The organism is Massilia cellulosiltytica (genome assembly GCF_047325105.1).
In the GTDB taxonomy this organism is placed as follows: domain Bacteria; phylum Pseudomonadota; class Gammaproteobacteria; order Burkholderiales; family Burkholderiaceae_D; genus Telluria; species Telluria orientalis.
On sequence record NZ_CP168562.1, the window covers coordinates 2,457,052 to 2,480,752 of the forward strand.

Consider the following 23,701-nt stretch of genomic DNA (forward strand, 5'->3'; position numbering starts at 1 on the left):
TCTCCTTGGTGTTGTAGTTGGTTTATTTGGCAGTGCGCGCAGCCAGCCACGTGTCGAACCGTGCGCGGGTCGCGGGTGCCGTCGGCGGATACAGGCCGATGATGCTGGCGCCGTGCGCCACTTCCTCGAGCACGAAATCCTCGAAGCGCTCCTGCTCGGCCCCGTCGCGCGCGACGTCGTGGGCCAGGTGGGCCGGGATGCAGACCACGCCGTCGTCGTCGCCGACCATGATGTCGCCCGGGTAGACGGCAACCCCGCCGCAGCCGATCGGCGCATTCAGGTCGAGCGCGTGATGGCGGATCAGGTTGGTCGGGGCCGACGGGCCCGAGCACCAGGCCGGCATCTCCAGGCGCGCGATGCCTGCCGCGTCGCGCAGGCCGCCGTCGGTCACGATGCCCGCGACCCCGCGCACCTGCATGCGGGTGGCCAGGATGCTGCCGGCGGACGCCACCGAGGCGTCGCCGCGGCAATCCATCACGAGCACGGCGCCCGCCGGAATTTGTTCCACGGCGACGCGCTGCGGGTGGCCCGGGTCGCGGAAGACGTCGATGCCGTCGAGGTCTTCGCGCGCCGGGATGTAGCGCAGCGTGAACGCGGGACCGGCCATGCGCTGTCCGGTCTTCAGCGGACGTGCGCCCTGGATGAACACGTTGGCCAAGCCGCGCTTGAACAGCTGGGTGGTCAGGGTGGAAGTGGAGATCGTCTTCAACGTCGCCAGGAGGTCGGGGCCGATCGGCAGGCCGGGGGCGGTCATGGCTGGTCTCCTTCGCGCTCGAAGACGGTGTTGGCGAAGGCGACGTGCTCGGCCGTGATGCGCTTGGCCGCGTAGTAGCGGTCCCATTGGGCGCTGCTGATCGTGTGCTTGCCCGTGTCGGGGTCGAGCGCCTGCAGATAATCGCCGAACTTGAAATAGATGGCGCGCTCGTCCGGCTTGATGCGGGTATGCCCTTCGCGCCGCACGCCGTCGGGACCGACGACCGCCACGCGCGCATCGCCGCCGGCGAACCGGATGTCCAGGTCGAACGGCTGGCCGGAGCGCACCGTGCCCAGCGCCGTGGTGGCCTCCTTGCCGTCCGTGCCTAGCATGCGCACCAGGATGTCGAACACGCCGTTGTCGCCGTTGCCGTCCAGGCCCTGGCGGTCGGCCGTGTCCTGCACGTAGACTTTGACGATGGTGTCCAGGCCTTCGACGTGGTACTGGGCGACGATGGTCTTGGCGCCGTCCGGCAGCTGCGGCGTCACGCGCGCGGCGAAATGCTCGCGCGTCTGCGCGGCACTGCGGCGCAGCTTGCCGGCGATCTTCAGTTCGTTGCGATAGCCATGGCCATGGCCGGAATCGTACTTCGAGTCGAGCGCGCTGAAATGCAGCGTGCCGTCGTAGGGCGCCGCGTACGGCGTCTTGCCCTCGACGTCGAACAGGCGTTCCAGCGCGTCGCGCGGCGTGAAGGACGGTGCGGCGGAAACGGGATGCGGTGCGGTCGCCAGCGACGCCAGGGGCAGGGCGAAGGCCAGGCTACGGGCGGCGTTCTTCATTTGAGCATCTCCTGAAGCAGCGGCTGCATGGCGTCGGCCCACAGCTGGTAGCCTGCGGGACCCGGGTGCAACTGGTCCGGCATGATGGTGTTGGGGATCTTGCCGTCCTGGCCCAGGAACACGGCGTTGATGTTCAGGAAGCGGATGTCGCGGCCGTTGTCCAGCAGGGCCAGGTCGCGGTTCACGGCGTCGATGGTGCGCATGCGCCTGGCGGCTTCCTCGACGCCCGCTTCGGTCACCGGCTTGCCGGTGCGGTCGCGCGGGCCGCGCGGAAAGATGCCGAGCACCAGGATTTTCGTGTCCGGCAGCTTGGCGCGGATCATGCCGACGATCTTGCGGTCGGCCGCCGCGATCTCCTCGGGCGGGTAATCGAGGCTGTTGTTGGTACCAAGCATGAAGACCACGAGCTTGGGCGCAATGCCGTCCAGTTCCCCGTGCTCGATGCGCCAGATCACGTGGTTGGTACGGTCGCCGCCGATGCCGAAATTGGCCGGTTGGTACTTGCCGTAATAGGTCTCCCAGATGTGCGGGGCGATGTGCCAGCGCTCGGTGATCGAGTCGCCCAGGAACAGCAGCCCGATCGGGCCGCTCTTCGCGCGCGCCAGGATGGCTTCGTGTTTTTTCAGGAACACGCCGTCGTCCTTCTTCTCGACCGCCTGCGACGCGCCGGGTTTGTCCGAAGCGGCTTGCGCGTGGAACGGGCTGGCCGCGAGCGCGAGCGCCAGCAGCAGGGAATTACAAAACGCAGGTTTCATCGAGGTCTCCAGTCTTCTTGTGGGATGGGTGGGGCTGCACGCGATCGACGCGACCGCCCAGCCAGAGGGATAGGTATACGAGGGGCAGCAGCAGCGCGCCCAGGATGAAGAAGGGCGTGTAGTCGCCGCCCACGGTCAGGACCGGCACCAGTTGCATGCAGACGATGACGCCGAGCACGGCCGAGGTGCCGCTCAGGCCCGCCAGGGTACCGACGGTCTGGCCGGAGTAGAAATCGCTGGGCAGCGTCTGGATGTTGGTGATGGCCGCCTGGAAGCCGAACAGGATCACGCCGATGGCGAGCACCGCCAGCACCGGCGTGGCCGCCGCGGCGCTCAGGATCAGGGCCGGGAACATCAGCAACAGGCCGGCCGCGATCACCGACTTGCGGGCCCGGTTCACGCTCCAGCCGCGGGCCAGCAGCCTGCCGCACAGCCAGCCGCCGGCCAGCGCGCCGACCGCGGCGCCGACGTAGGGCACCCAGGCGAACATGCCGATCTCCTTGACGTCGAAGCCGAAGCGCTCGTTCAGGTACAAAGGCAGCCAGCTGACGAACAGCCACCAGACCGGATCGATGAAGAAGCGCGCGGCGATCACGCCCCAGCTCTGGCGATGGCGCAGCAACTGGGCCAGCGTGGGGACGTATTCGTCTTGCGCCGTCTCGGCGCCCCGCTGGCCGGACAGGATCAGTGCGCGTTCGTCGGCGCCGATCCACGGGTGCGCGGCCGGACCGGCCTTGTACACGATCAGCCAGGGGACGATCCAGATGAAGCCGAGCGAGCCGATCAGCGCGAAGGTCGCTTTCCAGCCGTACGCCGCATACAGCAGGGCGACCAGCGGCGGCGCGATCACGGACCCGAGCGACGCCCCGGCGCCGAAGATGCCCTGGCCGAGCGCGCGTTCGCGCACCGGAAACCATTCTGCGATGGCCTTGGTGGCGCCGGGCCAGTTGCCGGCTTCGCCCACGCCCAGCATCGTGCGGAACAGGCCGAACGACAGGGCCGAGCGCGCGACGTAGTGGAGTGCGATCGCGCCGGACCAGACCAGGATCGACAGCACGAAGCCGATCCGCGTGCCGAGGGCGTCGAACACCTTGCCGAACAGCGACTGGCCGACGGCATAGCCGATCAGGAAGATCGTCACGATGTTGGCGTAGTCGCGCTTGTCCATGCCCAGTTCCGATGCGATGCCGGGCCACATGACCGCCAACGCCGAGCGGTCGATGTAGTTGATGATCGTCGCCACCGCCACCAGCGAGATGATCAGCCAGCGCAAGCCTTTGATGGTTTTCATGCCTGTGTCTCCATATTGATTCTCGTCCTGCCGGGGCGGGCTGGCGTCTCGGCCAGTTGCGCGCGGCGCGGCAGGCCTTCGCAGTCGCCGCGGAACTGCACCACGCGGGCGCCGATGGCGCAGCCGCGCGCCGCCGCGGCGCGCAAGTCCAGGCCGTCGAGCAGGGCACTGATCACGCCGACCGCGAAGCCGTCGCCGGCGCCGACCGTGTCCACGACGCGGGGTACCGGCACGCCGGGCACGACGCCTGCCTCCACGTCGGCGCCGGCGACGTAGGCGCCTTCCGCTCCGAGCTTGACGACAACCTGCCGCACGCCCCGTTCGAGGTAGTAGCGGGCGATGCCGGCCGGGTCGTCGCAGGCGGTCAGGAGCCGCCCCTCGGCCAGGCCGGGCAGCACGATGTCGGCTGCGCAGGCGAGCGCGTTGACCGTCTCGATCATCGCGGTCCGCGACTGCCACAGGCGCGGCCGCAGGTTCGGGTCGAAGCTCACCGTGCGGCCGCCGGCGCGGGCCTGGCGCGCCAGGGCAAACGCGAGCTCCCTGCAGCCGCGCGACAGCGCCGGGAAGATGCCCGTCAAATGCAGCAGGCGCGCCCGTCCGAAATCGCTGTCGGGCGCCGGCATGTCGCGCGCCGACAGGCGACTCGCGGCCGAGCCGCGGCGGAAGTATTCGACCTCGGGATCGGCGCCGTCGGCGGCCATCTGTTTCAGCATCAGGCCGGTCGGGTAGCGAGCGTCCATCGACAGGTGGCGCAGGTCGAGCCGCTCGTCGGCCATGAAGGCGCGCAGGTAGCGCCCCGGGCTGTCCTGTCCCAGTCTGCCGATGTAGCCGACGTGGAAGCCCAGCCGGGAGAGGCCGACGGCGACGTTCAATTCGGCGCCCGCGGTGGCGCGCTCGAATTCGTCGACGGCCTCCAACGGGCCGGGCGTGCGCGCGATCAGCAGCGTCATCGCCTCGCCCACGGTCACGACGTCCGGAACCGTCATGGGCGGCGCTCCGCGACCGACAGCGTGGTCACGAGCGTGGCCTCGCGGCTGGCGGGCAGCGACAGCCGCAGCACCGTGCCGCGTTCCTCGGTCGGGCCGCGGTCGACGTGGCCGGGCGGCCCGGCGGCAACCACGATCCCCGGTTCGATCACGGCCTTGGCGGCCGCCGTGCCGACGTCGACCGCCAGCGCGGCCGGGGCGCCTTGCACGAGGTAGCGGTGGGCGCCGGTCCTGGCGATGGCGCCGTCGCCATGGACCTGCGCGGTCAGCACCACGGGCTTGCTGGCGCGCAGCGTATCGGTCACGGTCCACGCGCCGCGGGCATAGCGGAAGCGCCGCTGCAGCTTTTCCACGCCGAGTTCGGGGCGGTAGGCACCGGCCAGGTCGGCGACCAGCTCGGCGCCGTCGCGGCCCAGTCTGACGCTGGCGAAGCGGATCGCGTCCAGGCGGCCATACGGATAATCGCGGAAGGCGTCGTGCCCGCCGCCCTCGTTGGCCTGGCCGTGGCCGTCGATCAGCAGCGTATTGCTCAATTTGCTGGTCGGGATGCCCGCATAGCCCATCGGTCCGGTCAGGTAGGTGCCGGCGCCGTACAGGATGAAGCTGCCGGCGTCGGGGTGCGCGTGGCCGGTCTCGAGGTGCCAGTCGGGCAGCTTGCCGATCAGGGACGCGACGTGGTGGCCTTCCGGCGGTCCGGCGCGGAACGCGAATGCGGTGGCGCGCGGCGTCCAGTCGCTGCGCCAGTACACCGTGCCGAGGTCGTCGAAATGGTGGTAGGGCGGCAGTGCCGCCATCGGCGCGGCCTCGATGGCCGGGTCGCGCCACAGCAGGGTCCAGAAGTCTTCCGCGCAGACGTGACCGAGCGAAGCCATCCAATCGGCCACGCCTTGTGCCTGCGGGTCGGAAAAGCGCGCGGCCAGCCGGTACAACAGGTTGTAGTTCGAATTCAGCTTGCCGCCGGGGTGCGTGCGCGCCGGCTCCTCGCCCTTGCGGGAGCGCGTGACCGGACCCTCGAACACGTCGCCGAAATCGTACACGTCCTGGCCGTTGGGCGTCAGCGAGTGCGCGATGTACAGGTGGGTGCGGCGCAGGGCCGGCGTATCGTACAAGTCGTCGCCGGCGGCGTGGGCGAAGGCATCCAGCGCGTGGACGATCCACGGCATCGAGAAGATCCAGTACTCCACGCCTTCGTAGAAATACCCGTCGGGCGAGGCCACGTCGAGCACGCGGCTGAAGATGGCGCGCGCCAGGGCGGCCCAGCGCGCCGCGTCCGGCGTGTCGTCCCACAACGCGTAGGCGGCCACGGCCAGGCCGGCGATCGGGATGAAGCAGTGGTTCTGGCTGTACGAGTACGACTTGCCCGGCGCCGGCATGAAATGCGCGGCCAGGATGCCGGCCTGGCGTACCAGCTTGTCGCGGTAGCGCGTGCGCTCGGCCGGTTCCAGCACGTCGTACAACAAATCGTAGCCCGCGCCCAGGCCGTACAGCAGATGGCCGGCGGCCAGGTCGATGTCGGGTTTGCTGTAGGTATAGCCCCATACCGGGTAGCTGACGGCGGCGTCCATGTAGCGCCGGGCGGCGTCGAGGTAGCGCGCGTCGCCCTCGATGCGGTAGGCCAGGGCCGCGCCAATGATGCCGATCGCGGTTTCGTTCTGCGCGCGCCGTTTCTGCGCCGGCGCTTCTGCAGGCGGCTGGCGCAGGGCGACCAGGCTGGCCAGCGCGGCCTGCCATTGCGCGCGGTGGCTGCCCCTGGCGCGCCGGCGCAACTGGTCCAGGCCGTCGGCGGTGACGAAGACGCGCGGATGCACGCCCTGCAACTCGCGGCGCAGCGGTGCCGGGTGGGAGGCCATGAGGCTCTGCAAGGGATGGGGACCGGCCGTGGGCTTGCCCTGGCCGGTGCCCAGCGATTCGCGTTCGTCCTGGGCGAGGGCGTTTTGCAGGGCCAGCGCCGGCAGCGACAGGCCGGCGCCCAGGAAGCGGCGGCGTGTGAAGGTGGAATTCATCGCGTGCTCCGTTCCGCTCAGTACAGGCCCAGGCCGCCGTTGACCTGGACGATCTCGCCGGCCAGGAAGGCCGCGCGCTCGGAGGCCAGGAAGACCACGACATTGGCCACGTCCTCGGGCGCGCCTTCGCGCCGTACCGGCGTGCGCTCCGCGATGGCCTGGCGGTTTGCCGGCGTATTGAACGTGTCGTGGAACCGGGTCGCGATCAGGCCCGGCGCCACCCCGTTGACGCGGATGCCCAGCGGACCGGCTTCCTTCGCCAGCGCGCGCGTGAACCCGGCCACGGCCGCTTTCGACGCAGCGTAATGGGTCGAGCCCGGGCCGCCGCCGTCGAAGGCCGCCAGCGACGACATCGTGACGATGGACCCGCGCCGGCGCGGCTCCATGCGCCGCATGGCGGCCTGGCAGATCGCGAAGGTGCTGGTGAGATTCAGGTTCACGGCGTCATCCCACAGGGACAGCGGCATCTCGGCCACGCGGCAGCGCTGGATCAGGCCACCGATGTTCGCGAAGACGACGTCGATCTCGCCGATCACGTCTTCGGCTTCGACGAACACCCGTTCGGCCGCGCCGCTATCGCTCATGTCTGCCTGGATCGCATGCGCGCGCCGGCCCATCGCGCGAATCTGCGCCACGACTTCGTCGGCCTCGGCGCCGCTGCTCCAGTAAGTCAGTACGACGTCCGCACCCGCCTGCGCCAGCGCCAGCGAGCTGGCCTTGCCGATGCCCGATGCGCCGCCGGTGACCAGCGCTTTTTTTCCGATGAGTTCCATATCCTTTGTCTTCCTCTTCATGGTTGTGGTGTTGCTAGGTACGCGGTGCGGCGGTCGAGGCCCGGACGACCAGTTCCGGTGCGAACAGGCCGCCGTCGTCGGCCGTGGCGGCGCCCGCTGCCACGATACGCTGGACGGCGGCGTCCGCCATGGCCTGGATCGGCTGGCGCACGGTGGTCAGGGGCGGATCGTGGGCGACCGCGAAAAAGATGTCGTCGATGCCGATCAGCGAAAAATCGCGCGGCACCTGTTTGCCCAGCTGCCGCAGGCCGACGCCGATCCCGATCGCCATCATGTCGTTGATGCCGATCGCCGCCGTCGGCCGGCTCGCGGCCGCCAGCAGGCGCGGCGCGGCGCTGCGCCCCAGCTCGAACAGCTGGGTATCGCCGTGCGGGTCGCGCGGCGCCTCGTTCGCGTCCGCGATGATCAGTTCGCCGGTGAGTCCGGCGCGCGCGACGGCCTGCTGGAAACCCTTCAGGCGGTCCTGACGGTTCAGCGTGTACGGCGGCGGCGTCACCAGCGCGATCGACCGGTGCCCCAGCGAGGCCAGGTGCTCGACGGCCAGCGCGGTGGCGGCGACGTTGTCGACCGAGACGGTGGTGATGCGGTCGTGGTTGTCGCCGGAACGCCGGATATCGAAGGCCACGACCGGACAACGCGCGGCGATCGTCGCGAGGTGGTCGGTGTCGTTCAGGGCCGATCCGGTGACGATGCCTTGCGCGCCGTAGGCCAGCAGGTCGGCCGTGACGACGCGCTCGCGGTCCGGGTCGCGGAAGGTGCTGAAGGTCATCACCTGGCAGCCATGACGTGCGGCCGCCGTTTCGATCGCGCAGGCCAGCGCGCCGAAGAACTGGTTGGCCAGCGACGGCACCAGCAGGCCGACCATGGCCGATACGCCGGTCTTGAGCTGGCGCGCCGCGCTGTTGGGGCGGTAGCCCAGCTGCGCGATCGCCTGCCCGATCTTGAGACGGGTGTCCGGCCGCATCTGTTCCATTCGGTTGTTCAGGAAATTCGAGACGCTCGTGGTCGAGACACCGGCCAGCCGGGCGACGTCCTGGATTCTGGGTTCGTTCATGGTGTCGCCCGGTCTGTCAGAACGTCACGTCGAGCCGGATCGACGTGTAGCGGAAGGCGTCGCGGGCCGGCTGCCAGCCATACGATTTGATGTCGGGTCCGCTGGTCTGCTTGAAATTCAGGAAGGAACCGACGTTGCCGACCGCATAGTGCTTGTCGAGCACGTTGCGCACACCCACGGACAGCTTGTAGCGTCCCTTGGCGTCGCTGACGTGGGCGCCGAGGTCGAGGATGCCGTAGCCCGGGCGGTCGAGGGTCGGGTCCTGGCTGATCGCGCCGCGCACGGCCGACTGGGTGCGCCACTGGGCATTCACCGCGACCGGATAGGGCAGCCACGCGGCTGGCGGCAGCGTGTATTCAGCGCCCATCGACAGCTTCCACTTGGGCGAATTCGGCATCGAGCCGCCGCTGGCGTCGCGCAGGAAGGCGCCGGGCACCAGGCGGTTCGGGATCGTGCAGTCGGTCGCGCCGGTGTAGCAGGCCCCCTGGTCCCAGGAGCGGATCGTGGCGCGCGTGAAGGCCAGGTTCGCGTTCAACAGCAGCGCGCGCGTCGCCAGCACGGTGGCGTCGGCCTCGAAGCCGCGCGTCTGGATCGACGGGATGCTGTACAGGACGCTCGCCTGGCTGCCGTCCGAGAAGCGCTCCGTGGCCGAGGTCTGGTAGTCGCGGAACCGGGTCTGGAAGACGGCGGCGTTGAAGGTGGCGCGGTTGTGCCACAGGTTGGCCTTCAGGCCGGCTTCCAGGCTGACCGCCTTCTCGGCCGCCAGCGGCAGGTGGGCGAACACGTTCGGGTTGTTGGCGCCGCTGGTCATGTCGTAGGCGACGCCTTTGTTGCCGGTGGAGGCGGTGCCATAGGCCATCACGTCCGGCGTGACGTGGAAGCTGTAGCCCAGCTTGCCGGTCACCGCCGTTTCTTTGTGCTGCGGGGCAACGTAATAGTACTCGCCGGTGTGGACGTTGTTCGGCGCCGACGACGAGAGGCTGTCGATCGTATGGAAGGAATAATTGTTGGTCTCGCGGTTCAGGCGCAGGCCGGCGCTCACACTGTGGCGGGGCGCAAAGTCCCAGTTCGTGTTGGCATAGATCGCGTGGTTGAGGACGCCCGAATCGGTGAGGTAGTTGGTGAAATTGGTTTCCTTCACAAACGGGTTGCCGCGGTAATACGTACGATAGATCGTGTTGCGCGACGCCCACGCGCCGATCAGGTAGCGGAATGCGCCGCCGTCCGGCGAGGTCAGGCGGAATTCCTGGGTCGAGGTCTTGCTGGCGGTGGTGCCGTTGAGCATGGGCGGATCGGCGATGCCGGACGGCTTGCCGCTCGCGTCCACCTGGTAGTAGGTCGAGATCAGGTCGATATTGTCGTTGTCGCGGAAGTCGTTCGACAGGTTGTTGTCGACCGAGGTGATCGAGGTCAGGGTATGGCCGGCGAGAGGCGAGCCGTCCGGGAACGCATAATTGGCGCGCACGCCGACACCGCGGTCGGTCGACTCCAGCCCGGTGGGCGAATCGTTGCGGATCTCCCGGTTCCACGGGCCGATGTGGATGCCGCGCAGGACGGCCGTGTTCGACAGCGCCGTGTATTTCTTGTTGTAGAGGTAGCCGACGCCCGGATCGATGGCGATGATGGCGGCCGTGTTCCCGGTCGACAGCGAGTGGTCGAAATGCGGGGCGATCATCAGGTCGAGGTCGGGCGTCACCCGCCATTGCAGCTTGGCCAGGAAGCTCCTGCCGCCCGAGCCGTTCTGCATCGTGTCGTTGGTCAAGTTGTGCAGCATGCCAGGAAAGTTCGTCTTGCTGGCGTACAGGCGCAGGCCGACGTCGTCGCTCAAGCGCCCGCTCAGGGCGGCGGAGGCACGGTATTCATGGTCGCTGGTGCGGTACAGGCTCACGCGCGTCCGCATCGGGCCGGATCCGATCGGCTTGGTCGTCATCAACACCGCGCCGGCGATCGAACTCTTGCCGAACAACGTGCTTTGCGGACCCTTCAGCACTTCCACGCGCGCCACGTCGGACGCATCCTTGAACGCCTGCTGCGCCTGCGAGTAAGGGATGTCGTCGACCAGGACCGCCACGTCGCCCTCGATGCCGAGGTTGTTCGAGGTGGTGCCGATGCCGCGCATGTTGATGCTGTTGGTGCCGACCTGGGTGCCGACCGAGATCGACAGGGCGGGAGACAGGTTGACGATGTCGACCAGTTCGCGCACGTTGTTCCGCTGCAGGGTTTCCTCGCCCAGCACCGAGATCGATGCGGGGACGTCCTCGAGCTTTTCGACCCGGCGGTTGGCGGTGACGACGACCTGCTCGAGCTTGGGCTGCGGGGCGGAAGCGGCTTGCAGGTCTGGCGGCTGCAGCGAGTCGTCATTGCTCGGCTGTTGCGCCTGGACGGGCGCCCAGGCCAGCAGGGCCAGCGTGGTCGCGGTGGCGATCGGAACGCGCGGGCCGCGCGTGGGCCTGGATACGGCTCTGGTCAACATATTGTCTCCTTCGTTATTTTTATTCCGACTTACAGGATCTTCTGTATCGTTACAGTAAATGATTAAAAAAATCGGTGATTCTTGGATTGATCCTGCGCCGTCTCGGCATCTGTATCGATCTACTGTAGCGATGCAGTGAAGGATATACGAACGGTTCGGCGAGTCAACTGTTTTTTATTCATGAACGATCCGGCGTGGCAGATGCGGTCGCCGTCATCAGGTCGCGCACGACGTCCTGGTATGGGAATGACGAGATCCGGCGCCAGTTGTCCGGACAACAGATCGTCAGGGCGAGGCCGGGGTCGAGGTCGACAGCAACTTCATCACCTCGTTCGTGTCCTTGCCGGCCTTGATCGCTTCGAGCGCCTTTTGTACGCGCGCCGCCTGGGCCGGGTTGTGGGGATCGTTGCCCAGTGGGGCCAGCACGGCGGCCGCCTTGTCGCGCCGGTTGTCTTGCAGATTGACCGAGAAATCGAAGAGCGCGTATTCCCATACGGCCGGCGCCAGGTAATGCGCAGAGTCGGCGGCATTCAGCACGTTCGCATCCGGAAAATTCGGCTTGTTGCTGAAGCTGCGCGCCAGGTAGTACAGGTTTGGGGCGTCGAGCTTGTTGGCGCGGTAGGCGGTAATGAAGAACGCGCGGGCCTGGTCCATGCGTTCGGATTTCGCCGCGCCTTCCGCTCTTTCTGCCTGGGCGAAACGCACTCGCCCCATCAGGTAATTCACCTCGAAATCGTCGGGACGAGCGGCGTGGATCTCGGTGAGGGCAGTGTCCGCCTCGCCGAGTTCGCCAAACAGCAACTGCGCCTTGGCCAGCTCGAGGCGGTATTGCGGATCGCCGGCGAGCGCCGTTTTCCGGGCCGCGATGCCTGCCAGGAGCGTCTTGCCGTACTCCCATGAAGGGCAGGTGGTCAGGAGCGACGCCTTCAGCACGTATTGCTCCGAACCCTTGGGCAGGCGCGTGACGCGGATCGACGATTCCGGATAATCAGCGAGCGGCACGTTCATGAACAACATGTTCTCGCTGTAGCGTTGCAGCACGCGTTTCAGCATATCGACCTTGATGCCGGTAGCGCTCTCCCAGCTGGCAATGGGATCGGCGCCGCCGCCCACCGCCGTGAAATAGGCATACAAAGCCCTGGTGCGTGCGGGATCGCTGAGCATGTAGTGCGCGAGCAGCCAGGACTGCGCGTAGAAGCGCCAGATCGTGCGTGTATCGGCATCCTTGTCGCCGTCGATGCGGAATTTGGGATCGAGGATCTTGTCGAAGCCGATCCAGTTCTCCGTGCCCAGCGTGTAGCTGCGCATGGTCGAGGATTCGCCGATGGAGATCGAGCCGCGGGCGGGATAGGCGGTGCTCAGGTATTCCGCGAAGCCTTCGATGAACCAGGCCGGGTAATGGGTGCGCGCATGCTGGAACGTCACGTGGTGCGCATATTCGTGAAACAGCGTCGTCAGGTTCTGCTCTTGCTGGCTGTAACCCGGCGCCGTTGCGTACGCTTTGCTGCCCTCGCCGCAGTGGAAATACACACCGCCCACGTTGTCGGAGAAATTCGGGCGTACGACTTTCATCTGCGCCGGATCGTCGAGTAGATAGATTTGGAACTTCGCCTGCGCGGTGCCCCCGGCCCCGGTCAGCAGCATGTTCGTCAGCGTGCGGAACGCTTCGAGTTTCTGAACGTAGCTGACCGTCTTGGCTTCCGTCGTGCTGCTGGTGACGACGAAATGCTCGGACTCCGCCCGCACCCACTCTTCGGCGGCGTGAGCCGATACGCCAAGGCAGGCGGACAGTCCGAGGACCCGCAAACCCGTTCCCAACACTGTCATCGATTGATCTCCACTTATTATTACATTTTTGCAATTAGTTCCTGTTGTCAATACTACCGCAGCGAAGGCCGCTTTTCTCGTCGGAGTTCGAAAACATGTCCGATCCTGGCGAAAAACATAAAACACCGTGGCGAACGCGGCCATTAGAATCGGGCGAAAAAGCATCCGGTCACCAACCCGACTCAACGCTTTGACAAGGAGGAGATATGAGACATGCAGGGGCCGCGTTGGTATTCACCACGCTCGTTGCTTGCGGAGGGGGCACAGGTGCGACCGCCACGTCGACACCAGCACCGGCGTCGGCATCGCCGCCTCCCGTCGCCGCGCCCGCTACCGGCGCCGCGGGCTGCGGCAGCGGTTCCAAGCTGACGACCGGCATGCATTCGCTCACCAGCGACGGTACCGAGCGCAGCTACTGGATCGAACTACCGGCCACCTATGACCGCAACAAGGCCTATCCCGTGATCGTCGGGCTGCACTGGCGCGATGGCAGCGCCGCCGATGTCTACGGTTGGAGCGCCTTTTTCGGTCTGAAGAATTTGTACGGCGACAATGCGATCTTTATTGCCCCACAGGGCCTGGACAAGGGGTGGGCCAATACGGGCGACCGCGACATCCGTTTCCTGCGCGCCATGATCGGCGAGGTCCAGCAGGGCGCGTGCACCGACCCTCAACGTGTGTTCGCTACCGGCTTCAGCTTTGGCGGCATGATGTCCAACGCCATCGGATGCCAGATGGGCGACGTGGTGCGGGCGATCGTGCCCATGGCCGGTTCGCTCTGGAGCGGCTGTGCCAGTTCTTCCTACAAGGTGGCGGCGCTGTTCATCCACGCCAGGGACGACAACACGGTGCCGTACTCGGCGGGGATGGAGGCGCGCGATGTTTTCCTCAAGCGCAATAGCTGCAGTGCCGCCACAGTGCCGCTGGGTAGTAACGGCTGCCTGGAGTACCAGGGCTGCGACAGCGGCAAGCCCGTGGTTTGGTGCGGCACCGAGACGGGTGGCCACTGGTACCCCGGCTTTTCGGCGCAGGAGTCCAAGGCCTTCTTCGATCGATTCAAGTAATCCCGGAAAAAACGAAAGGTCGTTGATGAGGCGGATGCGCTCATCAACGACCTTTTGGTCGGGGGCTACCGCGTGCGATCAGCCTTCCATCTGCTCCAGTTCCTTGCCGCGCGTTTCATGCACGTAGCGCAGCACGAAGTAGACCGAGATCACTGCGGCGACGGTGTACAGGCCGTAAGCGCCTGCCAGGCCGATGCTCGCGAGCAGCATCGGGAAGGTCACGGTGATCAGGAAGTTGGACGTCCATTGGGCCGCGCCGGCGACCGCCAGGCCCGAGCCGCGGATCTGGTTCGGGAACATCTCGCCCAGCATGACCCACATCACCGGACCCCAGGAAATGTTGAAGAAGATCACGTAGATGTTCGCAGCGGCCAGGGCGACCACGCCCATCGTGCCGGACAGGGCCAGTTTGCCGGTCGCGTCGAGCGAGGCGCTGGCAAAGGCGAACGTCACGATGCCGAGCGTCACCGCCATGCCGGCCGAGCCGATCCACAGCAGGGGCTTGCGGCCGATGCGGTCGATCAGGAACACCGTGACGATGCAGGCGCCGATGCTCAGGCCACCCGACAGGACGTTGATCAGCAGCGCATCGCTTTCGGAGAAGCCCACGGCCTGCCACAGCACCGCGCCGTAATAGAACACCACGTTGATGCCGACCAGCTGCTGGAACGTCGCCAGGCCGATGCCGACCCACACGATGGGGCGCAGCTTGCCGGTCGTCTTGTTGACCAGGTCCGACAGGCGCGGACGGTGGTGGTCTTCGGCCAGCGACACGTCGATCGCGGCGAACTTCGCGCGGGCCGAGGCTGCGCCGTACAGGCGTTGCAGCACGGCCAGCGCTTCGTCCTTGCGCTTCTTGGCGACGAGGAAGCGCGGGCTTTCCGGGATGGTCAGCAGCAGCAGCAGGAACAGCACGGACGGAATCGCCATCATCCAGAACATCCAGCGCCATGCTTCCTGTCCCAGCCACAGCACGCCGGTCGACGCGCCGGCCGCGTGCGCCAAGAAATAGTTGCTCAGGAAGGCGCAGAACAGGCCGCTGATGATGGCGATCTGCTGGACCGTCGCCAGCCGGCCGCGGTAGCGGGCCGATGCCACTTCGGCGATGTAGGCCGGCGACATCACGCTGGCCGCGCCGACCGCGAAGCCGCCCAGCACGCGCGCGGCGACGAAGACGACCGAGCTCGTTGCAAAGCCCGCGCCCAGTGCCGACACCAGGAACATCACGGACGAGATGAGCAGCACGGTACGGCGGCCCCAGAGGTCGCCGAGCCGGCCGGCGGTGAAGGCGCCGAGCGCGCAGCCCAGCAGCATCGACGCGACTTCGAAGCCGAGTTCGGCGTCGGTCGAATGGAAGGCCTGCTTCAGGCCGTCGACGGTGCCGTTGATGACGCCGCTGTCAAAACCGAACAGGAAGCCGCCGATGGTGGCGACGCAGCTGATCAGGACGATGAGGCGGGTGTTTTCCGCCTCCTGGATGGTACTCGTGCTCTCGACGGCACTGGTGTTCATACAAGTCTCCTTGGATAGTCTTGGTGTGTCGTCGCCGTCGGTGCAGGTCTATAACATCCTGTACCATCAAACCAATAGCGCTAACATCTTGTCGAGTCTGTACGATTTCCGCCCTCGTGTCAATGCATTCCGAGCCGTTGCATTCGCCCGCGGGCAATGGATCGGGTAAGATGCTTGCCTTACCCTGCAAAGCCCTGTATTCACGGGGCTTTGTGTTTTGAAATACTAGGAATCTCCGATGGAAATCAAGGTCAACTTTCTCGACAAGCTGCGTCTGGAAGCCAAGTTCGATGACTTCACGGTCATCGCGGATCAACCGATCCGTTACAAGGGCGATGGCTCGGCGCCGGGCCCGTTCGATTATTTTCTGGCCTCGTCGGCCCTGTGCGCGGCTTACTTCGTGAAGTTGTACTGCAACACCCGCGATATCCCCACCGACAATATTCGCCTGTCGCAGAATAATATCGTCGACCCGGAGAACCGTTACAAGCAGATCTTCAAGATCCAGGTCGAGCTGCCGCCTGACATTTCGGAGAAGGACCGCCAGGGGATCCTGCGTTCGATCGATCGCTGTACCGTGAAAAAAGTGGTGCAGACCGGGCCCGAGTTCGTGATCGAAGAAGTCGAGAACCTGGATGCCGACGCGCAGGCGTTGCTGACGTTGCAGCCTGCCGCCGACGCCGCTACCTATATTCCCGGCAAGGACCTGCCGCTGGAACAGACCATCGCCAATATGTCCGCGCTGCTGGCCGGCCTCGGCATCAAGATCGAAATCGCGTCGTGGCGCAACATCGTGCCGAACGTGTGGTCGCTGCATATCCGCGATGCGCACTCGCCGATGTGTTTTACCAACGGGAAGGGCGCGACCAAGGAAAGCGCACTGGCGTCCGCGCTGGGCGAGTATATCGAACGCATCAGCAATAACCATTTCTATGCCGGCAGCTACTGGGGCGAGGAGATCGCCAACGCGGCCTTCGTCCATTATCCGGACGAGCGCTGGTTCCAGCCCGGCCCCGACGATGCATTGCCGGACGAGATCCTCGATCCGTACTGCCGCGCCATCTACGACCCGGAGGGCGAATTGCGCGGTTCGCATCTGGTCGACACCAATTCCGGCAACGTCGCGCGCGGGATCGTGTCGCTGCCTTACGTGCGGCAGTCGGACGGCGAGACGGTCTATTTCCCGTCCAACCTGATCGAGAACCTCTATGCCAGCAATGGCATGAGCGCCGGTAACACGCTGGCCGAAGCGCAGGTGCAATGCCTGTCCGAGATTTTCGAGCGTGCGGTAAAACGCGAGATCCTGGAAGGCGAGATCGCGCTGCCCGATGTGCCGCAGGACGTGCTGGCGAAATACCCGGGCATCGTGGCCGGGATCCAGGAACTGGAAGCGCAGGGCTTTCCCGTGCTGGTCAAGGATGCGTCGCTGGGTGGCGCCTATCCCGTCATGTGCGTGACCCTGATGAACCCGCGTACCGGCGGCGTATTCGCCTCGTTCGGCGCGCATCCGAGCTTCGAGGTGGCGCTGGAACGGAGCCTGACCGAACTGCTGCAGGGCCGCAGCTTCGAAGGCCTGAACGATCTGCCGCAGCCGACCTTCGCCAGCGAAGCCGTGACCGAGCCGTACAATTTCGTCGAGCACTTCATCGATTCCAGCGGCGTGGTGTCGTGGCGCTTCTTCAGCGCCAGGGCGGATCACGATTTCGTCGAGTGGGATTTCACCGCGCAGGGCGAGGATGCCAATGCGGAGGAAGCGGCGACCCTGCTCGGGATTCTCGAGGACATGGGCAAGGAAGTGTACATGGCGGTGTACGACGAGCTGGGCGCCACGGCGTGCCGGATCCTCGTGCCCGGCTATTCGGAAGTCTACCCGGTCGAGGACCTGGTCTGGGACAACACCAACAAGGCGCTGCTGTTCCGCGAAGACATCCTGAACCTGCACCGGCTGGACGACGACGCCCTCGCTGCGCTGCTGGATCGCCTGGAGAACAATGAGCTGGACGAGTATTCCGACATCGCCACCCTGATCGGCATCGAGTTCGACGAGAACACGGAGTGGGGCCAGTTGACGGTTCTCGAGCTGAAGCTGCTGATCCAGCTCGCGTTGCAGCAGTTCGAGGAAGCGCACGAACTGGTGGGCGCCTTCCTGCAATACAACGACAACACCGTCGAGCGGCGCCTGTTCTACCAGGCGATGAACGTGGTGCTGGAAGTGGTGCTGGACGACGAGCTGGAACTGGACGACTACGTGACCAATTTCCGCCGGATGTACGGCAATCCGCGCATGGATGCGGTGCTGGGCTCGGTCGACGGCAGCGTGCGTTTCCACGGCTTGAGCCCGACGAGCATGAAGCTCGAAGGGCTCGACCGGCATCATCGCCTGATGGACAGTTACCGCAAGCTGCATGCGGCGCGGGCCATGCGGCGCTGAAGGTCATGCGTCAAGCCGCCTGCTGCCGCCGGTTCTGCGACCCGCACCCGGCACCCGGGCGAGCGCGGGTGCGGGCGGCGGTTACGTCGACTCCCGCATTTACAATGTGGGACGAACACGAAACAAGGCGATATTTTTGACCTTCGGTATATTTTTTCGAGCACTCCGCAATCAGGCATGCCGGTACTCGCCGTTGCTGCTTGCGGTCATCCTGTTGTCCATGGCCGCGTTTATCGGCTACGACTATTTTCGCACGCCACCCCAGGGCGATATGTGGCGCGGCCACTGGGCCGGATGCGGGAATTTCCACACGTTGATCGATGCAGCCGATCGCGACAAGCTGGATTATCTTTCGCTCGAAATCAAAGATAAAGAAACGGGGCAATTGTTTATTTCCGGAGAACTGATTCTTTCGGCGGACACCTACAAGAAGCTGCGCCCGAACGATGACTGGTCTGCGGCCGTCAGCCTCGGCGAACTTCGCTCCCCGCGCGCGTTTGTCGGCATGGACCAATACATCGACGTGGATATGCAGAAGGGTGAGCGCCGCTGGGGAAACGCGATGGTGTTTCGCGTGAAAGAAACCCGGCTTCACGCGTCCGGATGGCTGCGCGATTTCCCTTTTGATACGTATCGTGCCGGCTTTGTGCCGAGCTTGAAGATGAGCGGACCCAGGGAGTCGAGCTGGACGACGGTGCCCCTGGACACCATCATTACCAATGTGCGCTTGTCCGACTCGATGACGGTCGACAAGGCGGCAGCATGGTCCGACTACGTCGACGACGTGGTGCTCACGGCCACCGAGCGCAACAAGGCCTATGGCGAGGACGAGTGCGCATTGATCGTGCGGCGCGCGCCGTGGTACCGAACCATGGTCGTCCTGCTGATTGTCCTGCTGTGCATCCCGGCGGCGTACCTCGTGTTCAGGCCGGACGATAACCCGGGCGTCGACCTGATTGCGGTCATTCTTGGGGTCGCCACGATCAGGCAGTTCTTGTTAGGAAACCTGGTCGACTGGACCTTGTACTCGATCGACATGGTCTTCGTGCTTGTCACCGTCATCACCGCGGCGATTCCCTTATGGCATATCTATCGGCGACACGATGTGCCGCGCGCCGGCGATCCGGGTTCATGAACTTGTGCCGTGTTGTTCCCTTGTAACCGAATTTAGTTCTCGTGGGAGTGATCGTGGCATGATGATAAGCCGGCCGCCTGCTCATCCGCGATCATGCAAATCTTTAACTTCCTCCTGCTGGCCGGTGCCGTGACGGCGCTGTTCCTGGCCTCGGTCGCCTGGACCCGCCGTCACGCGCCCGGTGCCCCGGCGCTGCTGGCCATGCAGCTGAGCGCGGCCTGGTGGCTGACCTGCTACGCGCTGCCGTTCGCGCGCCTGTGGCCGGACGAGGCCATGTTCCTGCGGATGCGCGTCATCTTCCCGGCCGTCGTCGCGATCGCGCCGCTCACGCTGGTTTTCGTGCTGAGCTACACGCGCGGCACGAACAGATGGCCGCGATCGCGGCTCCTGGCGCTGGCCATCGTGCCTGCCCTCGTGCTCGCGGCCGCGCTGTCGCCGCTGCACGGCTTGTGCTTCGGCACCTGGCGCGGCGAGTCCACCGACAGCATTTTCCAGATGGGCCCCCTGTTCTGGGGCCATTCGTTGTACAGCTATGCACTCGTTGCAAAGTCGGTGCATGCTCTCGTGGCCGCGTACGACCGGGGATCGCGGCACGTGCGGCGGCAGACGCGCATCCTGCTGGGCGCCCTGATCGTCCCGATCATCTGCAACGTGACGTTCATCGCGGGCGTGTCCCCGCCGGATCTCGATCCGACCCCCATCGGCCTGGTCGCGAGCGGTATCCTCGTATCGCTGGCGATTTTCCGCCGCGGCCTGTTCGATCTCGTCGCCGTGGCGCGTGAAAAGATCGGCTCGGCCGTCACCGACGGCTTCATCGTGATCGATGCCCGGCGGCGTGTTGTCGAAAGCAATGCGGCGCTCCGGCGAATGTTCGACATCGGCCCGCCGGTCAAGCCGGGCCGCCCGCTCGGCGAACAGCTGGCCGAGCTGGATGAACACGTGGCCCGCCTCGGCAATGCCCCGACGACGACGGAATTCGTGCATGGCGGTGCGCGGCATCTCGAACTGCGCACGTTCGCGATCGGCGATGACGACGGCAACACGATCGGCGCCGTGCTGATCGTACGCGACGTCACCGAAGCGCGGACGACGTCGCTCGCCCTCGAGCAGGCGAACGCGCAGCTCAAGGCCCAGCTGGACACCATCCGATCGATGCAGGCGCAGTTGCAGGACCAGGTCATCCGCGACCCTTTGACGGGGCTGTACAACCGCCTCTACCTGACGGACGCGCTGGCGCGCGAATTGACGTGCAGTGCGCGGACCCAGAGCGCGTTCGCGGTCGTCATGATCGACGTCGATCACTTCAAGACGGTCAACGACGTGCACGGCCACGCGCTGGGCGATGCCATGCTGCGCGCGCTCGGGGGCCTGCTCAGGCAACAGGTCAGGCCGACCGATTCGCCATGCCGGTATGGCGGCGAAGAGTTCGTCGTCATCATGCGCGACGTGACGCTCGACCTGGCCATCGAACGCATCAACGAACTTCGGGTCGCGTTCTCGGCCCTGCGTTTCGCGTCCAATGGCGTCGACGTCGGCAGGACGTTCTCGGCGGGCGTCGCGCTGTTTCCGCTGCATGGCCGCGACGAGGCGACGCTTCTTGCGGCGGCCGATGCCGCGCTGTATGCCGCCAAGGCCGCGGGCAGGAACCAGGTGTGCGCGGCGGCCGTCACGCCTTGGCCAGAAAACTCGTCAGCGTAGCGAGCAGCGTCGTCCCATCCGTCCCATCCGGATCGGCCTCGTCGTCGGTCGCCGGAATCACATCCGGGTTATACCCCTCCCACAGCGGCTGGATCAGTCCCGCACCGCCTTCGCCCAGCAGATTGCGCACGACGCCGAACGCGGTGCGCGGCAGTTCCAGCGCGGCCCATTCCGCGGTCGCGTCGGCCGGCCCCGTCCCGACGGGCACCCCCAGCCGCGTGGCCATCAGCGCCCGCCGGAACTTGCGCAGCGTCTTCGAATAGCCGTCCTCGATCACGCGGTCGAACGAAACCAGGTCGGCGGCGCCGTCGAACGTCATGCCGCGGCGGCGGAAGTGGCTCGTGCCGACTAGCCCGTACACGTCGTCCACGATCACGACCGCACTGCGGATCGCGGTCGCGCGGCCGGGAAAGCCGAGCGGGTGGAACACGGCCAGCCGGTCGCCGATGATGTTCGGGAACGCCGATACGAGCGCCTTGCGCGCCCCGATCGCCTGCTGCACGAAGGTCTCGAAGTTCATCGGCGGGCCGCTGTGCGCGAAATCGGTGTCCCACGGCAGCGCCACCACCACGCGCAGGTCGCGGTGATCCGTCATGCGGTCGATGATGACCTGGGCCAGGTCGAGCATGTGGGCCGGCATGCCGCCGTTGTTGGCGGCCGTGGGCGCGAACTGCGCGCCCTCGATGTAGATGAGCTCACGCGCTTCGCCCAGCGCGCGCCGCAGCGACCACAGGGCGTCGCGCCGGCCGTGTTTCGCCACCCAGTATTCGCGCCGGATCTCGCGCAGCAGCCGGTCGCCGTTGGGCGAGTTCACGGTCGGCGGCGTGCCGCCCGGATTGACGGCGTTCGAGACCGCGTCGACGATGTCCTGTACCGTGGTCGGGCTCTCGAAGGCCGATTCCGGTGCCAGCGACAGCTCGGGCGTGTCGCACACGGCGGCGATGGTCTGCAGCGCCGCACCCATGCTGGTGCCGGCGTTCGGCGCCGCATCGTTCGGCGGCGTGGCCGGCTCGTTCATGTTGTCGCCGGCGCCGTACAGGATCCAGCCGTCCAGCAACGTGGGCGCGCCGGGGAAGGGCAGCGGCGGCTTGGCGCGGCGCAGCGCGTGCCACGCGAAGTCGTAGGCCAGCGCGCCCGTCACGCGCGCGCCCGCCGCGTGGATGTCCGGCCCGGCCGGGTTGCCGGGATTGCCCTGCGTGTGCTGGGCGGAGCGCGACTCCGGCATCCAGCGCGCGCCCGTCACCACGGCCTGCCAGGACAGCGCACCGTTGCCGGCGCCCGCATCCGGTATGCCCGCCGCGACGATCGTCTCGAAGCGGGCCATCAGCGGCAGGCGCGGGCCGACCCGCGGGATGCTTTCGGACGCGAGGCTGCGCGACAGCGCGGCCAGGGTGCCGCCGTTCGCGGCCGGCGTCGTGCGGGGTAGGCCGAACAGCGGGACCGGGCACCAGCCCTGCATCTCGGGCGGCACCAGCGGCAGGCGGTCGGTGCCGCCGAACGTGTTCGCGGGCGGCGCGACGGGCGGGTCGACGGGCACGCGGATGCCGCTCCACAGCTTGCGCTGGCCGCCGCGCACCGTCACCACGATGTCCACGTCGACCTGGATGCCGGGGCTGTGCGGATCGCCCGGGCCCAGGCCGAACGGGTTGGCCAGCAGGATCCTGACGTCGTTGCTGCCGTCCGCCAGCGCCGCGCCGCCGTCGCCGCGCACGAACGACGGCTGCTTGCCGATGCTCGCGATCTCGGCGAAGCGCCGCGCATACACGCGGATATGCGCATCCTTCGGCGCGGCCGCCGCCTTCACGGTGAAGACGACGTCGGGCGACGCGGGCCCGGCCCACGCGGCGCTCGCGCCCTGGCCCGGCGCCACGTTCGTGGCCGCACCCGGTCCGGGCGATGGCGGCGGGAACGCGGGCCACGCGACCGTCGTGCCGGGTGCCGGCGCGGGCGGCAGGCCGAACGCGGCGAACGCGGGCGAGCAGGCGTAGACGAGGCCCGTGCCCGCCGCCTGGAAGCGCGCCAGCACGCCGTCGGCGAGCGCCCACGTGTTGACGCCGTCGACCGCGTAGTCGATCGCGACGCGGTCGCGCACCTTCGGCACCAGGTCGGCCGGCGTCGTGCCGTCGTCGCCGGGGATGGTGTTGCGCGGGGCGGCGTCGCGGTTGCCCAGCAAATGCCACTCGGGGTCGACCACGACCACCCGCAGGAACTGGCGCGCCAGCGTCGGCCCCGTCGTGGCGGGGAACGGCGGCGAGGGCAGGTTCGCGGGCAGCGCCGGCATGGACAGCGGCGTGCGGGCCAAGGTGCCGCGCGTGGCGAAGCCGAAGCGCAGCACGCCATTGTCGCCGCTGCCCGCGGCGATGGTCTGGCTGGCCGCCAGCGTGGCATAGCCCGTCGCATGGTCGACGGCCGTGGTCGACGGGCCGGGCGAGACGACATTCATGACGTTGCCGGGCCGCGTGGGCTGGTACAGGTTGCCATGCAGGTTGGCGAATTGCACGAGGATCGCACCGCTCGTGGGCAGCGCGGCGATGGCAGTGAGGCCGCCGGCGTCGCCGACCGTGCCCGGCGCCTTCGGATAGCGTAGTCCCGGCAGGCCCTGGATCAGGTCCGCGAACATGGCCGCCACGGCCACGGGGCAGATAATGAGGCCGCGCGCGTCGTGGAACGACACCACGAGCGACGCCGGCAGGCTGCCGTCCTTCGGCGGCGGCACGGGATCGCCGGCTTCGATGCGGCGCGGCGTCTCGTCCGGCGGGGACGTCAGCCTGAACAGCATCGCGACGGGCAGCGGGTGCGCGAGCGTGCCGCCGTTGGCATAGCGCGCGGCGGCCACGCGGAACAGGCGCTGCTGCGCGTGCGGATGCAGCCGGATCACGCCGCAGAACGCATCGATCGGCTGGCCCTGCGCATCGGTGAACTCGTTGCCATGGACGTGCCACGTGAGCATGCCGCCGAACGGACACTCGGCATTCGTCAGCGCCAGGGTCAGCGCGGCCGGATCGAACGTGGGCGCCGACGTCGTGGACCAGCGCGGCGCCAGCTGCAGGCCGGTCAGGCCGAGCGTTTCGAGGCCGTCGGCCTGCAGGCGGTTCTGCGCCTGCGCAGTGGTGAACTGGGTGATGTCCATGGTAGCCCGTCCTGT

16 protein-coding genes are annotated in these 23,701 nt (G+C 66.9%); 4 read left to right on the forward strand and 12 right to left on the reverse strand.

Annotated elements, in window-relative coordinates; genetic code table 11:
* Positions 1-22 precede the first annotated feature (22 nt).
* From ACEN9H_RS11005 to ACEN9H_RS11050, 10 genes are all read right to left on the reverse strand, one after another.
* The gene (locus tag ACEN9H_RS11005) at positions 23-754 is read right to left on the reverse strand and encodes a ribonuclease activity regulator RraA (RefSeq protein ID WP_056134926.1); all 732 of its coding nucleotides are present in this window, start codon (positions 752-754) and stop codon (positions 23-25) included.
* Positions 751-1,533: a polysaccharide lyase family 7 protein gene (locus tag ACEN9H_RS11010; RefSeq protein ID WP_413674756.1), complete on the reverse strand. Its 783-nt coding sequence runs from the start codon at positions 1,531-1,533 to the stop codon at positions 751-753. Before ACEN9H_RS11010 ends, ACEN9H_RS11005 begins: the two co-directional genes overlap by 4 nt.
* Positions 1,530-2,288, reverse strand: coding sequence for a GDSL-type esterase/lipase family protein (locus ACEN9H_RS11015; protein WP_413674757.1), 759 nt, complete (start codon positions 2,286-2,288; stop codon positions 1,530-1,532). The genes ACEN9H_RS11010 and ACEN9H_RS11015 overlap by 4 nt, the downstream gene beginning before the upstream one ends.
* Entirely contained in the window at positions 2,269-3,579 is a 1,311-nt protein-coding gene (locus tag ACEN9H_RS11020; RefSeq protein WP_413674758.1) for an MFS transporter, read from the reverse strand. The genes ACEN9H_RS11015 and ACEN9H_RS11020 overlap by 20 nt, the downstream gene beginning before the upstream one ends.
* Positions 3,576-4,565, reverse strand: coding sequence for a sugar kinase (locus ACEN9H_RS11025; protein ID WP_413674759.1), 990 nt, complete (start codon positions 4,563-4,565; stop codon positions 3,576-3,578). The genes ACEN9H_RS11020 and ACEN9H_RS11025 overlap by 4 nt, the downstream gene beginning before the upstream one ends.
* Positions 4,562-6,568 (reverse strand): DUF4962 domain-containing protein, encoded by a 2,007-nt coding sequence (locus tag ACEN9H_RS11030; protein ID WP_413674760.1) that lies wholly within the window; start codon positions 6,566-6,568, stop codon positions 4,562-4,564. Before ACEN9H_RS11030 ends, ACEN9H_RS11025 begins: the two co-directional genes overlap by 4 nt.
* A 17-nt stretch (positions 6,569-6,585) precedes the next feature.
* On the reverse strand, positions 6,586-7,341 hold the full coding sequence (locus tag ACEN9H_RS11035; protein WP_413674761.1) for an SDR family NAD(P)-dependent oxidoreductase: 756 nt from the start codon (positions 7,339-7,341) through the stop codon (positions 6,586-6,588).
* A 34-nt stretch (positions 7,342-7,375) separates the two neighbouring features.
* Positions 7,376-8,416, reverse strand: coding sequence for a LacI family DNA-binding transcriptional regulator (locus ACEN9H_RS11040; protein WP_413674762.1), 1,041 nt, complete (start codon positions 8,414-8,416; stop codon positions 7,376-7,378).
* 16 nt (positions 8,417-8,432) lie between these two features.
* Positions 8,433-10,889 carry a TonB-dependent receptor gene (locus ACEN9H_RS11045; protein WP_413674763.1) on the reverse strand — a complete coding sequence of 819 codons (2,457 nt, stop codon included), beginning with the start codon at positions 10,887-10,889 and terminating at the stop codon, positions 8,433-8,435.
* 285 nt (positions 10,890-11,174) lie between these two features.
* Entirely contained in the window at positions 11,175-12,860 is a 1,686-nt protein-coding gene (locus ACEN9H_RS11050) for a hypothetical protein (protein WP_413674764.1), read from the reverse strand.
* A gap of 233 nt (positions 12,861-13,093) precedes the next feature.
* Here ACEN9H_RS11050 and ACEN9H_RS11055 point away from each other — a divergent pair, with 233 nt between their 5' ends.
* Positions 13,094-13,780, forward strand: coding sequence for an alpha/beta hydrolase family esterase (locus tag ACEN9H_RS11055; protein ID WP_413674765.1), 687 nt, complete (start codon positions 13,094-13,096; stop codon positions 13,778-13,780).
* A 78-nt stretch (positions 13,781-13,858) separates the two neighbouring features.
* Here ACEN9H_RS11055 and ACEN9H_RS11060 read toward each other — a convergent pair whose 3' ends face one another.
* Complete coding sequence (locus ACEN9H_RS11060) at positions 13,859-15,292, reverse strand: sugar porter family MFS transporter (RefSeq protein WP_056134899.1); 1,434 nt, start codon at positions 15,290-15,292, stop codon at positions 13,859-13,861.
* A 238-nt stretch (positions 15,293-15,530) separates the two neighbouring features.
* Here ACEN9H_RS11060 and ACEN9H_RS11065 point away from each other — a divergent pair, with 238 nt between their 5' ends.
* The 3 genes from ACEN9H_RS11065 to ACEN9H_RS11075 all read left to right on the forward strand — a co-directional run bounded on the left by ACEN9H_RS11065 (position 15,531) and on the right by ACEN9H_RS11075 (position 20,556).
* Positions 15,531-17,723: an OsmC domain/YcaO domain-containing protein gene (locus ACEN9H_RS11065; protein WP_413674766.1), complete on the forward strand. Its 2,193-nt coding sequence runs from the start codon at positions 15,531-15,533 to the stop codon at positions 17,721-17,723.
* Between the two features lie 136 nt (positions 17,724-17,859).
* A complete protein-coding gene (locus tag ACEN9H_RS11070) occupies positions 17,860-18,858 on the forward strand; it encodes a hypothetical protein (protein ID WP_413674767.1) in 999 nt (332 codons plus the stop codon).
* A gap of 93 nt (positions 18,859-18,951) precedes the next feature.
* Complete coding sequence (locus ACEN9H_RS11075) at positions 18,952-20,556, forward strand: diguanylate cyclase (protein WP_413674768.1); 1,605 nt, start codon at positions 18,952-18,954, stop codon at positions 20,554-20,556.
* Here ACEN9H_RS11075 and ACEN9H_RS11080 read toward each other — a convergent pair.
* Positions 20,525-23,686: a hypothetical protein gene (locus tag ACEN9H_RS11080; protein WP_413674769.1), complete on the reverse strand. Its 3,162-nt coding sequence runs from the start codon at positions 23,684-23,686 to the stop codon at positions 20,525-20,527. The genes ACEN9H_RS11075 and ACEN9H_RS11080 overlap by 32 nt on opposite strands.
* Positions 23,687-23,701: the final 15 nt, after the last annotated feature.

Bases quoted from the DNA above. Each gene is read 5' to 3' on its own strand.
- ACEN9H_RS11040 (WP_413674762.1), bottom strand. From the start codon at position 8,416: ATGAACGAACCCAGAATCCAGGACGTCGCCCGGCTGGCCGGTGTCTCG.
- ACEN9H_RS11025 (WP_413674759.1), bottom strand. From the start codon at position 4,565: ATGACGGTTCCGGACGTCGTGACCGTGGGCGAGGCGATGACGCTGCTG.
- ACEN9H_RS11020 (WP_413674758.1), bottom strand. From the start codon at position 3,579: ATGAAAACCATCAAAGGCTTGCGCTGGCTGATCATCTCGCTGGTGGCG.
- ACEN9H_RS11050 (WP_413674764.1), bottom strand. From the start codon at position 12,860: ATGGCCGCGTTCGCCACGGTGTTTTATGTTTTTCGCCAGGATCGGACA.
- ACEN9H_RS11075 (WP_413674768.1), top strand. From the start codon at position 18,952: ATGCAAATCTTTAACTTCCTCCTGCTGGCCGGTGCCGTGACGGCGCTG.
- ACEN9H_RS11060 (WP_056134899.1), bottom strand. From the start codon at position 15,292: ATGAACACCAGTGCCGTCGAGAGCACGAGTACCATCCAGGAGGCGGAA.
- ACEN9H_RS11055 (WP_413674765.1), top strand. From the start codon at position 13,094: ATGCATTCGCTCACCAGCGACGGTACCGAGCGCAGCTACTGGATCGAA.
- ACEN9H_RS11030 (WP_413674760.1), bottom strand. From the start codon at position 6,568: ATGAATTCCACCTTCACACGCCGCCGCTTCCTGGGCGCCGGCCTGTCG.
- ACEN9H_RS11065 (WP_413674766.1), top strand. From the start codon at position 15,531: ATGGAAATCAAGGTCAACTTTCTCGACAAGCTGCGTCTGGAAGCCAAG.
- ACEN9H_RS11005 (WP_056134926.1), bottom strand. From the start codon at position 754: ATGACCGCCCCCGGCCTGCCGATCGGCCCCGACCTCCTGGCGACGTTG.
- ACEN9H_RS11035 (WP_413674761.1), bottom strand. From the start codon at position 7,341: ATGGAACTCATCGGAAAAAAAGCGCTGGTCACCGGCGGCGCATCGGGC.
- ACEN9H_RS11015 (WP_413674757.1), bottom strand. From the start codon at position 2,288: ATGAAACCTGCGTTTTGTAATTCCCTGCTGCTGGCGCTCGCGCTCGCG.
- ACEN9H_RS11080 (WP_413674769.1), bottom strand. From the start codon at position 23,686: ATGGACATCACCCAGTTCACCACTGCGCAGGCGCAGAACCGCCTGCAG.
- ACEN9H_RS11045 (WP_413674763.1), bottom strand. From the start codon at position 10,889: ATGTTGACCAGAGCCGTATCCAGGCCCACGCGCGGCCCGCGCGTTCCG.
- ACEN9H_RS11010 (WP_413674756.1), bottom strand. From the start codon at position 1,533: ATGAAGAACGCCGCCCGTAGCCTGGCCTTCGCCCTGCCCCTGGCGTCG.